Origin of the sequence: Microvirga sp. 2MCAF38 (genome assembly GCF_052115485.1) — a bacterium.
In the GTDB taxonomy this organism is placed as follows: domain Bacteria; phylum Pseudomonadota; class Alphaproteobacteria; order Rhizobiales; family Beijerinckiaceae; genus Microvirga.
The window spans coordinates 256,258-269,951 of sequence record NZ_JBFRGU010000006.1 but is presented as its reverse complement, the minus strand read 5'-3'; the positions used below and the strand labels follow the sequence as shown (position 1 = coordinate 269,951).

General features: G+C 61.0%; 13 protein-coding genes. 5 read left to right on the top strand and 8 right to left on the bottom strand.

Annotated elements, in window-relative coordinates:
- Positions 1–134 precede the first annotated feature (134 nt).
- Positions 135–662 (top strand): gamma-glutamylcyclotransferase, encoded by a 528-nt coding sequence (locus AB4072_RS14620; RefSeq protein ID WP_441969027.1) that lies wholly within the window; start codon positions 135–137, stop codon positions 660–662.
- Positions 663–771: 109 nt separating this feature from the next.
- Here AB4072_RS14620 and AB4072_RS14615 read toward each other — a convergent pair whose 3' ends face one another.
- The 4 genes from AB4072_RS14615 to AB4072_RS14600 all read right to left on the bottom strand — a co-directional run bounded on the left by AB4072_RS14615 (position 772) and on the right by AB4072_RS14600 (position 4,110).
- Positions 772–1,536 (bottom strand): lysophospholipid acyltransferase family protein, encoded by a 765-nt coding sequence (locus AB4072_RS14615; protein WP_441969025.1) that lies wholly within the window; start codon positions 1,534–1,536, stop codon positions 772–774.
- 152 nt (positions 1,537–1,688) lie between these two features.
- Complete coding sequence (locus AB4072_RS14610) at positions 1,689–2,459, bottom strand: YdcF family protein (protein ID WP_441969213.1); 771 nt, start codon at positions 2,457–2,459, stop codon at positions 1,689–1,691.
- Between the two features lie 62 nt (positions 2,460–2,521).
- On the bottom strand, positions 2,522–3,481 hold the full coding sequence (locus tag AB4072_RS14605; RefSeq protein WP_441969023.1) for a cell division protein FtsX: 960 nt from the start codon (positions 3,479–3,481) through the stop codon (positions 2,522–2,524).
- A 5-nt stretch (positions 3,482–3,486) separates the two neighbouring features.
- Positions 3,487–4,110 (bottom strand): cell division ATP-binding protein FtsE, encoded by a 624-nt coding sequence (locus tag AB4072_RS14600; protein ID WP_441969212.1) that lies wholly within the window; start codon positions 4,108–4,110, stop codon positions 3,487–3,489.
- A 369-nt stretch (positions 4,111–4,479) separates the two neighbouring features.
- On the opposite strand from AB4072_RS14600, the gene hpt reads away from it, so the two are divergent.
- Entirely contained in the window at positions 4,480–5,046 is a 567-nt protein-coding gene (hpt, locus tag AB4072_RS14595) for a hypoxanthine phosphoribosyltransferase (RefSeq protein WP_441969021.1), read from the top strand.
- 3 nt (positions 5,047–5,049) lie between these two features.
- Here the strand turns inward: hpt and AB4072_RS14590 are convergent, their stop codons facing one another.
- Positions 5,050–5,556 (bottom strand): TspO/MBR family protein, encoded by a 507-nt coding sequence (locus tag AB4072_RS14590; RefSeq protein WP_441969019.1) that lies wholly within the window; start codon positions 5,554–5,556, stop codon positions 5,050–5,052.
- A gap of 73 nt (positions 5,557–5,629) precedes the next feature.
- On the opposite strand from AB4072_RS14590, the gene AB4072_RS14585 reads away from it, so the two are divergent.
- Both AB4072_RS14585 and AB4072_RS14580 read left to right on the top strand, forming a co-directional pair.
- A complete protein-coding gene (locus AB4072_RS14585; RefSeq protein WP_441969018.1) occupies positions 5,630–6,775 on the top strand; it encodes a trans-sulfuration enzyme family protein in 1,146 nt (381 codons plus the stop codon).
- A gap of 322 nt (positions 6,776–7,097) precedes the next feature.
- Positions 7,098–9,044 carry a bifunctional 2',3'-cyclic-nucleotide 2'-phosphodiesterase/3'-nucleotidase gene (locus tag AB4072_RS14580; protein ID WP_441969016.1) on the top strand — a complete coding sequence of 649 codons (1,947 nt, stop codon included), beginning with the start codon at positions 7,098–7,100 and terminating at the stop codon, positions 9,042–9,044.
- 164 nt (positions 9,045–9,208) lie between these two features.
- On the opposite strand, the gene AB4072_RS14575 is transcribed toward AB4072_RS14580, so the two are convergent.
- Positions 9,209–10,042, bottom strand: coding sequence for a YihY/virulence factor BrkB family protein (locus AB4072_RS14575; RefSeq protein WP_441969210.1), 834 nt, complete (start codon positions 10,040–10,042; stop codon positions 9,209–9,211).
- Between the two features lie 257 nt (positions 10,043–10,299).
- On the opposite strand from AB4072_RS14575, the gene AB4072_RS14570 reads away from it, so the two are divergent.
- A complete protein-coding gene (locus tag AB4072_RS14570) occupies positions 10,300–11,163 on the top strand; it encodes a DMT family transporter (protein ID WP_441969014.1) in 864 nt (287 codons plus the stop codon).
- A 367-nt stretch (positions 11,164–11,530) separates the two neighbouring features.
- Here the strand turns inward: AB4072_RS14570 and AB4072_RS14565 are convergent, their stop codons facing one another.
- Both AB4072_RS14565 and AB4072_RS14560 read right to left on the bottom strand, forming a co-directional pair.
- Positions 11,531–12,619 (bottom strand): TRAP transporter substrate-binding protein, encoded by a 1,089-nt coding sequence (locus AB4072_RS14565; RefSeq protein WP_441969013.1) that lies wholly within the window; start codon positions 12,617–12,619, stop codon positions 11,531–11,533.
- 171 nt (positions 12,620–12,790) lie between these two features.
- Positions 12,791–13,666, bottom strand: coding sequence for an alpha/beta fold hydrolase (locus AB4072_RS14560; protein WP_441969011.1), 876 nt, complete (start codon positions 13,664–13,666; stop codon positions 12,791–12,793).
- Positions 13,667–13,694: the final 28 nt, after the last annotated feature.

Genomic DNA, 13,694 nt, shown 5'->3' with positions numbered 1-13,694 from the left:
GGTAGCTGTTAGCGCATGATCGGAAAAGCGGAATCCGGTTTTCCGAAAAGGTCGTGCAAAGTCAAAAGTTTAGCGACTAGCCGTATGACCTCTAGCGCCGGAAACAGGCAAGGTTCGGGCAGGTCATCGGCAAAATGACGGACGAAATCGGCGATTTATGGGTTTTCGGATACGGCTCGCTCATGTGGCGACCGGGTTTTCCCTTCGAGGAGCGCCGTCACGCGCATCTTCACGGCTATCATCGCTCGCTTTGCGTTCTCTCCCATGTCCATCGCGGAACGCCGGAAAAGCCGGGGCTCGTGCTCGGTCTCGACCGGGGTGGCCGTTGCCATGGCGTTGCCTTCCGGGTGATGCCGCAGGAGGCCGAAGCGACGGTGGACTACCTGCGCGAGCGCGAACAGGTAACCTCCGTTTATCTGGAGCGGCATTTGCCGGTGCGGCTGGATGATGGCCGCAGCGTCACCGCGCTTGCCTACATCGTCGACCGCAATCATCCGCAATATACGCGCCGCCCGAGGCTGGAAGATGTGCTACCCCTCGTACGACAGGGCCATGGCGTCTCGGGTCCGAATACGGAATACGTGCGCTCGACCCATGACCACCTCGTCGCCATGGGCGTGACAGACCTGCTGCTCGACCAGGTGGTCCGGGCGCTGGCTTGAGAGAGCCTTAGAGCATGATCGGAACAAGTGGAAACCAATTGTTCGTCCGGATCATGCGGCAATAAGGAATCGTGAGTTTGATCGTGTTTCAAGGAGATACGATCAAACTTTAGATCTCCGACAGACTTGTTTGCGAGGTCGCTGCATCGATCCCCAATTCGCGACGACCCTCTTCCAGAATACGGTCGGAGGCCGTTTCGATCTCTTCCTGAACCCGGTTGAAGAAGTCGGTGCGCGAGAGACCTTGCGGGATGAGATCGAGGATTTCGACAATGATCGTTCCCGGCCGACGTATGAATTTTCGGCGCGACCAGAAGAGACCTGAATTCAGGGCGATGGGCAGGCAGGGCGCGTTGAGGCCGTGATAGAGATGCGCTACGCCGTATTTATAGTCGGGCGGAGCGCCCGCAGGGCGGCGCGTTCCTTCCGGAAAAATCAGGATCTGATGGCCCTGCTCGATCGCCTTCTTGGCGCGCGCGGCCATTTGCAGAAGGGCTCTCGAGCCGCCCTTGCGATCGATCGGCACGCAGCCCGCCTTCCACGTGTACCAGCCGAAAAACGGGATCCACATCAGTTCGCGCTTCAGGATGAAGATCGGCGCCTCGAAGAGTGCCAGGAGCGCGAAGGTCTCCCAAAGGGATTGATGCTTGGCCGCGACGAGGAGGCCGCCCTGCGGAATCTTCTCGAGACCGCGGTACTCCACATGCGTTCCGGCGATAACCTTTTGAAGCCAGATGCTGGTCCGCGCCCAGAGCTGCGGCCCGCGAATGAAGAGGCGGCGCGGCAGGACAAATGTCGGGATCAGCACCACCATCCAGAAGACCATGTTGGCATAGAACGCGACATTGAAGAGGAACGAGCGAAGGATCAGCATGAGACCGTGACAGGGTAGGCGGGAGAAACCCGCGAGCGGCCCCTTCTAGAGCATGATCCAAAAAAGAGGAAACCGGTTTGCCGAAAGATCATGCGGCAACACAGCCTGGGCAAAGGCCCCGCTTGGCGGGCCTAGGCTCCGGGTCGTCCTCTCTACCGGGTCGTTGGGTCCGCGATCATCATCGGCGCCCCGCCGCTCATGATCTTGGCGGCAGCGGAGTACTCGGGGTCGCGTTCGAAGCGGGTACGGACCCAGACGGCGACGAACTTCACGTATTCGGAGAAGAGCACCCGGGTAGTGCCAAAGCTGTGCCACCAATTGTGCGGATCGATGGTGGCTGCGACCGAATAGGGGATTTTCTGGATCTTCGGTAAAGCGTGTTCCAGCTCCACCAGCGCGCGTGGCATGTGATAGTTCGAGGTCACGACGATCAGAGAGGCGAAGCGGTTCCGTTCGGTCCAGCGCCGAATCTCGATGGCGTTGCCGATGGTGTTGCGGGCGCGATAATCGAGATCGACGCAGCAATTGAACAGGTGGCGCTGCCCTGGGTTGAGGCGGGAAATCTGCTCCCGGTTCGTTCTCTCGTTGACGCCCGAGATCAGCAGGCGGTTGGCATAGCCCTTGGCCAGAAGGTCGATGGCGTCGTCGATCCGCTGCGCCCCGCCCGTCAGAACCACGATTCCGTCCGCCCTGGTCTGTGGCGACTGCTCGAAGCGATCGAGGGAATAGACGAAGCCGATGAAGCCGAAAAAGCCGATGATGATCGCGGCCACGCTGGAGCAGAATCCGGCGAAAAAGCAGCGTAGCAGCCAGGATTTGCGGGTCGGATTGTCATGATTGGCATGAGCGGCCCAGCCCCAGCCGAAAGCCTCCGAGGCTTCCAGGGTGCTCGTATTTGCCGTTCTCTGCGCGCGAAACATCATCCTGACCGACGATAATGCAGAATAAGGCAAGGCAGAGGCGATCCTTTGAGACCGCTTGAGTATTAACCAGCTTCGTTAAGAAAACGTCTCACTGTCAAGCGGGACACGGCCGCTGTGACGAGGGCGACGATCAGAGCGATGAAAACGACAGTGGCATAGCCGCGCCAACCGATGCTGAAGGACCCGAACAGGGCTTCCAGTTGGTCCCCTGCCGGACTGGCTCGCCACGACCGCGTGAAGAAGCCGAGGACAATCGTCACGATGAGAGCGGCGCCGGCTCCCAGGGCGCTGCCGCGCAGGCCGAGGCGGAAGAAGCGGCGCTGGAACTCGCGGGCGATGTAATCGTCGTTCGCGCCCACGAAATGCAGCACGTCCACCACTTCCCGGTTTCCGGCCATGGCGCCACGGGTGGCGAAGGTCACGGCAAGGCCTGCCGCGACGAGAACGAGGATGACGAGGACGAGACCCACGCCGATGACCGTATTGGCCATGGTCGAGAGCCTGGAGAGCCAGAGCGCATGATCGTCGAGGCTCGCGGTGGGCACCTTGTCCTTCAAAGCCTGTCTGAGGCCTGAGAAATCCGGTTTGGCATCGTCCTGGAGCTTGATCACGATGAGCCGCGGCACGGGCAGATCGCCGAAATCGAGGCCGGTGCCGAGCCAGGGCTCCAGAAGGCGCTCGGATTCCGCCTTGGTGAAGGTTCGAACCTCTTCGACTCCGGGCGCGCGCTTGGCGAGGCTGACGGCCTGATCGATATCCGCGTCGATGGAGCGTTGCGCCTGCGGGCGCACCTGAATCGTCACCTCGCGGGAGACGGCCGATTGCCATTGGGTGGAACTCGCCGCTACCAACTCCGCACCGCCAGCGCAGAGTGCCGCGAGGAAAGTGAGAATTGCGATGACGGCGGCCAACGCCCGTCCACCCGCGGATTCGACCGGGACGAGCGGCGCGTTGCGCCGAAGCGAAGCGGGAAGGGGGCGCTCCGGCGGTGCTCGGTGTTGATTGGAGGAGGAATCGCTCATGCCGGTCACGCGTCGATATGCAGGTGCCCGTCGCCGAGGACGAGGCGACGTACGTTGAGCTGGTCCATCAGCGAGAAATCGTGGGTGGCGATGACGACGGAGGTGCCGAGCCGGTTCAATTCGATGAAAAGGCGAAGCAAACGCTTTGCGAGCGATGGATCGACGTTGCCGGTCGGCTCGTCGGCGAGAAGAAGATCGGGCCGCACGATCAGCGCCCGGGCGATGGCCGCGCGTTGCTTCTCGCCCCCCGAGAGAACGGGGGGCAGCACATGCATGCGGTCGCCGAGACCGACCCAGCGCAGGAGTTCCACCACTTCGGCCCGGTAGCTCGCCTCCTCCTTGCCCTGAACGCGCAGCGGCAAGGCCACGTTCTCGTAGGTGGTGAGATGGTCGAGGAGACGAAAATCCTGAAACACCACGCCCATGCGCCGGCGCAGGTCGGTCAAGGCGTCCTTCGAGATTTTCGAGACATCCTGCCCGAAGAGCGAGACGAGTCCGCGCGTCGGGCGCACCGAGAGAAGAATCAGGCGCAGCAGCGTCGTTTTGCCCGCCCCCGAGGGCCCGGTGAGAAACTGGAAGGAGCGCGGTTCGATGGAAAAGGTGAGGTCGCGAAGCACTTCGGGGCCCATGCCATAGCGCACGCCCACATTCTCGAAATGCACGGAGGGGACGAGACCTTCATCGAATTCGTTTTCGTAAAACGCTTTCACGCGCCGCTGAACCAACCTTGTGACAAAACCAAATTGACGAAAGACATGAGAAGCCGATCCCCGTCTATCCCCGCATGAAGGCTGAGGCAAATGCAATGCGAGCCGAGCCGAAATTCGAATTGATCCTAGACAATATCGGCCAAGGGATGAACACCCTGGATGAACACCCTGGTGGACAGATCGCAACGAGACGTTTGACTTCTCCTGCGCTTTCGTGGTCGTGAGTGTAATCGCATAATGGTTCGCGGGCCGAATGGTGCCGCCCTTTCTTTCTTTGACGGAACGACCATGACCCCTCCTCCCCGCATCCGGGTTCTCTTCGACGAAACTGCCATCGCTCGCCGCAACGAGGAGCTGGCGCAGGAAGTCGCCAAGCAAAAGCCGGAGAACCTGCTGGTCGTCGCCGTGCTCAAGGGCAGCTTCATGTTCGCGGCGGATCTGATTCGCGCGCTCCACAGGGCCGGTCTCGAACCGCAGGTGGAATTCGTGCATCTGTCGAGCTACCTCGATGGTACCGTATCGTCCGGTCAGGTCGCGATCCTGCGCGATGTGGAGAGCGATGTGCGCGGCCGTGACATCCTGCTCGTCGACGACATTCTCGAATCCGGCCGAACGGTGGCTTTCGCCAAGGACCTGCTGATGGCGCGTGGCGCAAAGCGCGTCCTGACCGCGGTTCTTCTGGAAAAGCCGCACAAGCGCGCCGTGACCATTGACGCCGAGTTCGTCGGGTTCACTTGCCCGGATGTCTTCGTCGTCGGCTATGGCATGGATGTGGCCCATTCATACCGTCAACTGCCTTATGTGGGCGTGATCGATCACATGGACACGGAACCCCATCTGTTCGACGAACAATGAGACTCAATTGAGCTCCCAGACGGCGAGATTGAGGGCGGTCGCGAAGACGACCCAGGCGAGATAGGGCACCAAGAGCAAGGCTGCGACGGAATCGAGCGGCTTGAAACGGTAGATCGTGATGACGATCGCCACGATCAGGGCCAGGATCACGACAAGTCCGGCGAGCGGGCTATGGCCTGCGAAAAACGCCCATGACCAAAGGGCGTTGATCGCGAGTTGGACGAAGAAGGCCGCAATCGCCCCTGCGCGTCCCGGTTCCTCACGCGGTAGTGAGAGAATGCGCCAGAGGGCATAGGCCATCAGGGCATAGAGAATCGCCCACGCCGGACCGAAGACCCAGTTCGGCGGCGTGAAGCTCGGCTTTGCAAGGCCCGCATACCAGGTCGGAATATTTGGGATCGTCGCCAGATTGCCGAGAACGGCTACCAGAACGACCGGCAAGATCGTTAACGCGAGGCGTGGCAACGGAGGTGTGGGCAATCCCGTCAAAGACGGCTGGCCAGTAGGCATGATGGGCTAAATCCCTTTAAATAGATGAGCTTCGTCAGCTCCCCGAAAACCCGTTTCGTCCCTGGAGGTTCCCATGTCGCCGCAAAGCTGGTCCAAACGCACCCTGGCCGCGCAGGCGCTCGGGCACGTTGACCCGATCACGAAGGCGGTGGTGCCGCCGATCCACGTGGCGACGACCTATATTCGCGATGAGGACAACGCCTATTCCTCCGGCTACGTCTATGGCCGCCCCGACAACGCGACGATCCGCGAAACCGAAGCTGTCCTGGCGATGCTGGAGGAGGCGGAAGCCGGAGCCCTGCTCTTTTCCTCCGGCATGGCCGCCGCGACGGCCGTGTTCCAGGCACTCGATCCCGGCGATCATGTGGTCGCTTCGAAGGTCATGTACTGGGCGCTCCGCAACTGGCTGATGACGGAGGCGACGCGCTGGGGCCTCAATGTCGATTTCGCGGAGACCGATGATCTCGATGCCTTGCGCAAGGCGGTGATTCCGGGCCGCACCAAGCTGGTCTGGATCGAAACCCCTTCGAACCCCCTCTGGACTATCACCGATATCGCGGGCGCGGCCGAGATCGCGCATAAGGCCGGGGCGCGGCTCGCGGTCGATTCCACGACGGCCTCGCCCTATCACACGCGTCCGCTGACGCTCGGCGCGGATATCGTCATGCACGCCGCCACCAAGATCCTCAACGGCCATTCGGATGTGGTCGCGGGCGTTCTGGCGGGGGCGAAAGTCGATGAGTTTTGGACGAAGGTTTCCGGCATTCGAAAGATGCAGGGGGCCATTCTCGGACCTTTCGAGGCTTATCTGCTCATGCGCGGCATGCGGACCTTTCCCTTGCGGGCAGCCGCTCAGGCCAGAAGCGCTCAGGGTCTCGCCGAGCGGCTCGCTGCTCACTCGAAAGTGGCTCGGGTGCTCTATCCCGGCCTGCCGCAACATCCCGGTCACGATCTCGCGGCCCGGCAGATGGAAAACGGCTTCGGCTTCATGATGTCGATTCAGGTGACGGGCGGAGAAGCGGCGGCCATCAGGGCGGCGGCCCATGTCAAACTCTGGAAGAGGGCGACTTCGCTCGGCGGGGTGGAGAGCCTGATCGAGCACCGCGCCTCCATCGAAGGGCCGGGAACGCCATGCCCGCCGGACCTTCTGCGGCTGTCCACAGGAATCGAGGATCCGGAAGATCTGTTCCGGGATCTGGATGAGGCGTTGAGGGCGTAGCGTAAAAAAGCAGCAGGGGATGCAACGAGACGGTCACTACGTGACCTCCTCAGAATGAGGCTTCGAGACGCGGCTGCGCCGCTCCTCAGGATGAGGTGAGAAGTCGAGCACCCGGTGTCGTTCCCGGCTGCCGGGGATGACACGGAGCGCTATACAGCCTCACCCTGAGGAGGCCATCAGGCCGTCTCGAAGGGCGAGGCGCTTCCGGTGACGCGCGATAGAGCGCAATAACCGTCTTCTTAGATGGCTATTATTGATCTTGTCACAAAACTCGTGTTCCCTCTGCGGCGGCTAATACTGTTTCACCAGGGGAACCAAGAAAATGTCAGGGACTTCCATTACCCGCCGTCGCGCTCTTCAAACCGGCGTGGCCGCGGTGGCCGTCGCGGGGCTGCCGAAATTCGCCTTCGCGGCGGATCCGGTCGTCAAGCTCCGCATCCTCGAGACGACCGATATTCACGCCAACATCTTCCCTTACGATTATTATCGCGACGCCAGCGACGACACGGTCGGCCTTGCGCGCACCGCGAACCTCGTGAAGGCCGCGCGCGGCGAGGCGAAGAACAGCCTGCTCTTCGACAACGGCGATCTGATCCAGGGTTCCCCGCTCGGTGACTTCATCGCGTATCGGCGCGGTATGAAGGAAGGCGACGTTCATCCCATGGTCGCCGCCATGAACACGCTCAATTACGATTGCGGCACGTTCGGCAATCACGAATTCAACTACGGTCTCGATTTCCTGCAGAACGCGATGGGCGCGGCGAAATTCCCGCTGGTCTGCGCGAACGTCATCAAGGCCGACGGCAAGACCCTGCGCCAGCCCTGGATCATTCTCGATCGCGAATTCGCCGATGAGAGCGGCGCGAAGCACAAGATCAAGGTCGGCGTCATCGGCTTCACGCCGCCGCAGATCGTGCAATGGGACAAGGCCAATCTCGACGGCAAGGCGACGACCATCGATATCGTCGATGCAGCGAAAAAGCATGTGCCTGATCTGAAGAAGGCCGGTGCCGATATCGTCGTGGCGCTCTGCCATTCCGGCATCGCGGGCGGTGAGCGTAGCGGCGGCGAGGAGAATGCTGCACTGCATCTCGCCAAGGTCGACGGCATCGATGCCATCCTCACCGGGCACCAGCATTTCGTGTTCCCCGGCGGCAAGGAATTCGCCAACATTCCGGGTGTCGACGTGCAGAAGGGCACGCTTCACGGCAAGCCCGCCGTCATGGCCGGCTTCTGGGGCAGCCACCTCGGCGTCATCGATCTCGAACTCACCAAGGAAGGCAACGCCTGGAAGGTCGCGAACTTCAAGACTGACGCGCGCCCGATCTACGATCGCGTCGACCGCAAGATCGTGCCGAAGGCCGAATCCGAAGCGCTCGTTCTCGCGGCCGCGCAAACGGATCACGACGCGACGCTGAAATACGTACGCGAGCCGGTGGGCCAGACCTCCGTTCCGATCCACTCCTACTTCTCGCTGGTCGCCGATGATGCGTCTGTGAAGATCGTTGCCGAGGCGCAAGCTTGGTATGTGGCCGATCTTCTCAAGAACACGCCTTACAAGGATCTGCCGCTTCTCTCGGCGGCTGCTCCCTTCAAGGCAGGCGGACGCGGCGGCCCGAACTACTTCACCGAGATCAAGCCCGGTCCGCTCGCGATCAAGGACATGGCCGATATCTACATCTATCCGAACACGGTGCGCGCGGTGAAGGTGACCGGCGCGCAGGTGCGCGAATGGCTGGAGCGCTCGGCCGGCATCTTCAACCAGATCGACCCGACGAAGAGCGGTGAACAGGATCTCATCAATCAGAAGTTCCCGGCCTATAACTTCGACGTCATCGCGGGCGTGCAGTACAAGATCGATCCGACCCAGGCCTCGCGCTACGACGACAACGGCAAGGTCATTGCGCCCGATGCTCACCGCATCAAAGATCTGACCTATAACGGCAAGCCCGTTACCGACGATCAGGTCTTCATCGTTGCGACGAACAATTATCGCGCAGGTGGCGGCGGCAATTTCCCCGGCGCCGACGGCAAGACCATCGTGTTCGAGGCTCCCGATCTGACGCGCGACGCGATCATGCGCTTCATCATCGAACGCAAGACCGTCGCGCCGAAGGCCGACGGTTCGTGGACGCTCGCGGTGCCTTCGAGTGTCGTTGCGACGTTCACCACCGGCCCGAACGCCGCCGCTTATCAGCCGGCCGGCATCAAGGCCGAGAAGATGGGCGATGCGCCGGAAGGCTTCGTGAAGTATCGCATCGCCAACTAGAGCGTGATCAGAACAAGTGGAAACCGGTTGTTCGCCCGGATCATGCGACAATAAAGAATCGAGAGTTTGATCCTGTTTCGATCTGAAACGATCAAACTCTAAGCGAGCGCATTTCTAAATCGAGAGAACGGCCGGGCTCGACCCGGCCGTTTTCGTTTGCGCACTCAGCCTTCCTTCACGCTGTCGTCGAAGGCCACGACTTCTTCTTCCTTGTGCCAGCGTCGTCGCTTGATGATGCGCATCGTGCCGTTCAGCTCACCGCCGAACAGGAAGATCGCACCGAGCGTGTACAGAAAGATCAGCACCACCATTGCGGTGGCGAGGCCCCCGTAGGTCGAGGCGTAGGAACCTGGATAGAACTCCAGATACCAGCCGAAGCCGATGCCGCCGAGGAGCCAAAGAATGAGCGTGACGCCGATTCCCGGCAGGATCGAGAGGAACGAGCGTTGGCCGGCCGGAAGAAACCGATGCGCGCCGATCAGACCGGCGACGATGATCAAGGTCGCGACGCCGAGACGGAGAAGATCGGCGATATCGCCAAAGGCGTTGAGCGCCGGGAAGACACGGACCATGCCACGCCAGATGAAGGGGCCGAGCACGACGAGAAACGCGAGCGCTAGAATGACGAAGGCTCCGCCGATGACGAAGGCGATGGATTCAAGGCGTGTCAGCCACCAGGCCCGTGTTTCGCGCACGCCATAAGCGCGGTTGAGGCCGACGCGCAGGCTTTCGACCCCGCTCGACGCGAAATAGAGCGAGAGCACGAGGCCGAGCGTCAGCACGCCACTGCGCCGCCCAGTCAGGATGCGGTGCACCTCGCCGGCAATGGGCTCCGCTACTTCGCGCGGCCACGAGTCGAGGATGAGATCCGCCGCCTCGTCCGAGAGCGATGCGGTGCCGAAAAGGCTTGCCAGGGCGGTCAGCAGGATGAGAAAGGGAAAGAGCGAGGTCAGGACCGAGAGCGCGATATGGCTCGATATGGCCCAGGCGTCATGCATGATGAAGCGCCGGACGGTGAGGCCGAGAATCTCGAAGATGGTCCACAAGCGCTTCAAACAAGTTCTCCGACGCACCTGACATGGCGCGGAACAGATGATCGGCAAGCTACCTTCGTTTTGGACCTTGCGGGTAAACATATTCTTCTCATGGTTCTTCCCATACTTGGCCCCTCTAACGATGGCACGGTTGGTCCGCCGGTCGGAAATGCGCTATGGCGATGATGCGTCTTCCCTATCGAAGGCTTCGGCTCTCTTTCATGACATCCTCTCTTTTGACACGCCTTGCGCCGCCGCTCTTCGTCGTGATCTGGGCGACTGGCTTCATCGTGGCGCGAACCATCGCGCCCTATGCGGAGCCGCTGACCTTCCTCCTTGTCCGTTACCTGCTTGCCATTCTGGTGCTTGTCCTCGTCGTCCTGGCGATGCGGGCGTCCTGGCCGAAGACGGGCCGGGAATGGCGCGACGGCTTGGTCGCTGGCGTTCTTCTGCATGGGTTCTATCTCGGCGGGGTGTTCTGGGCCGTGAAGCATGGCCTGCCGGCCGGGATCATGGCGCTCGTCGCGGGACTTCAGCCGCTGGTGACGGGCGTTCTCGCGGAGCCGCTTCTCGGAGAACAGGTTTCGCAGCGCCGTTGGATCGGCATCGGCCTCGGCTTCATCGGAGCCGGGCTCGTGGTGCTGCCTAAACTCGGGGCCGGTGTTCCACCTCTGGCGCTTGGCGTCGGCCTTCTCGCCATGCTTTCGATCACGCTCGGCACCATCTGGCAGAAGCGCACCGGCGCCAGCGCCGATCTGCGCGTCAACGCCCTCGTGCAATATATCGGCGCGGCGGTCGTGACCGTACCGATGATGTTGCTGAGCGAGCAGGGACACATGGAATTCACGCTCCCGCTCTGGCTCTCGCTGATCTGGGCCGTGCTCGGCCTTTCCATCGGCGCCATCGGGCTTCTGCTTTATCTCATCCGCCACGGGGCCGTTGTTGGGGTGGCGACGCTGCTTTACCTCGTGCCGCCGGTCTCCGCGCTCATGGCCTATGCCCTGTTCGGCGAGACCTTGAGCGCGATCCAGATAGTTGGCATGGGTTGCGCCGCGCTTGGTGTCGCGGTCGCCAGCCGAACGTGAAAAAGGGTATCGCTCCAGCCACCTTGGGTGGCGAAGCGATACCAAAAGCGGCTGCTTCTATTTCGTGATTTTTACGGATACCGGATCGCTCGCGGGAAAGGATTCTTCCCCGGCTTCATCGAGTTTCCGGTCAAGATTTTCTTTTGTGTTCTCGGGCAACTTACGATCCTTCTCGCCGGCCTTCTTATGCTCCGCGTCGCGATGTCGATTATGTTCCTTCATGCGGTGTCTCCATTGCTTCGGGGCTCGATTGGAACCCACTCGATGAGGACAACGCCTACGCTCAAGCCTTGATCCCGATTTTCATGAAAAAGGCGGCGCGCCGGGATGACACGCCGCCTTCGCTGATGAAAATTCGCCTTTTATATCAATTCTTTTGCTGGTTCTGCGTCGTGGTGAAGATATCGAAGGGAAGTTCGGCGATGCGGAACCAAGTGTTCTCCTTTTCGCGGAACGCATTCCACGAATCGTAGATTTTCTTGAATTTGGGATTCGATGCCGCGATCTCGTTGTAATGGGCGTAAGCTGTCTTGTAGCTCGCCTCCATCACATCTTTGGGGAAAGCGCGCAGCAACGCTCCCTGAGCGACGAGACGGCGGATCGCCTCCGCATTCTGCGCATCGTATTTCATCACGCATTGCGCGTTGGCTTCCGCGCAGGCTGCCTCCAGAATGGCTTGATAGGCAGGTGGCAGCGAATTCCATTTGTCGAGGTTGATGTAGAGTGAGGGTTGCGCCGAGCCCTCCCAGAAACCGGGATAGTAATAGTACTTGGCGACCTTCACGAAACCGAGCTTCTCGTCGTCGTAAGGTCCGGAGAACTCCACCGCGTCGAGGGTGCCACGCTCCAGCGCCGGATAAATGTCGCCGCCGGCGAGCACCTGAGGCACCACGCCGAGCTTCGCCATGATCTGGCCGCCCATGCCGGCGATGCGGAATTTCAGGCCCTTCAGATCTTCGACGGAATTGATTTCTTTGCGGAACCAACCGCCCATCTGCGCGCCGGTCTGTCCGGCCTGGAAGGTCTGGATGTTGTAGTCCTTGAGGAATTCGCGCACGAGATCGAGGCCACCGCCGAAATTCATCCACGCATTGTGATGGCGCACGTTCATGCCCCACGGCACGGAGGTCTCGAACATGAAGGTCGGATCCTTGCCGATATAGTAACTCGACAAGGTGTAGCCGCATTCGACGGTGCCGTTCTGCACCGCGTCCATGACCTGCAGGCCGCTGACGATCTCGCCCGCCGCGAAAACCTGGATCTGGAACTTGTTGTCGGTCGCCTCCGCCACGCGCTTGGCGATCTGCACGCCGGCGCCATAGAGCGTATCGAGGCTCTTGGGATAGCTCGACGGCATGCGCCAGCGGATCTCGGGCTGCGATTGCGCGATGGCGGGAGAGGCCACGCCTGCGGCTGCCGCGAGACCGGCGCCCTTGAGCATAGTTCTTCTATCCATGGGTGTTTCCTCGAAATGTTATGGCCGACGATGCGGTGCACAATGGATAGGGCGAAAAACGCGAAAGGACATCTGATCCAAGGTAGGGTGAGCCATACCGTGGTTGCTTGGATTTGGTCCGGGGAGCCAAATGAAAGGCCGCCAACGGCGGCCTTTCCCGGTGAGACCCCGCTATTGGCGAGACGAGAGCCATCCCAACAATTCGGAATCGAACACGTCGGACTCCTCGAATTGCGGCGTGTGGCTGCTTTTGTCGAAGATCCGCACAGTCAGATCGTGGAAATGTGGCCGATAGGCGTCCCATGTGGGGGAGGGCGCGACGAGATAATCGAACCGGCCGAGCCCGAGGAACACGGGAGCGTTCAGCTTGTCGAGACCTTTCGCAATATCGATGTCGCGAAAGACCTCGCCCCACATGAAGTCGAACAGGGGCATGTTCACGTGAACGCCGTCCCATAGCGGGCCTGCATCGAAGGTGTGATCGAACCAGCTGCGCGCGCCCATCTTCACGCAATAGGCGATGAAGCGCCTTTCAGGTGTGGCGGCGATGGCTGCACCTAGCGTCGCCATGTCCGCATCGAGCCGCGCCTTGCGCTCCGGGCACGCGGCCTCCTGCCAGGAACGCTCCAACACGGCCATATGAGCTGCGCTATGGCTTGGCCCGGTCGCGAGCATGACCACATGCGACACATGCTGTGGATACGCCTTGGCGTACTCCAGCGCCATATAGCCGTGGCCGGAATGGCCGAGGATCACGATCTTGTCGAGGCCGAGGCGGGACCGTACCAGATCGATATCGGCAAGCACGCGCTCAAGGGAATAATCGGGGTTTTCCTCGCCGGATGAGGGCGCAAAACCGCGATGATCGGCAAAGATCAGTTTGAGCGAGCGCCGCAGATCCTGCGAGAACACGCGCGGATAATAAACCGCGCTCCCGATCACGAGAACGGGTGTACCCGCCCCTTCGATGGAATAGCCGAGAGAGAAGGATCCGGATTGGATCGTGCCGCGCTCGATCGTGAGCGGCATCTGTTCGAGATGAGACATTCTTTTGTCCTGACATGCGTTAGCTTTG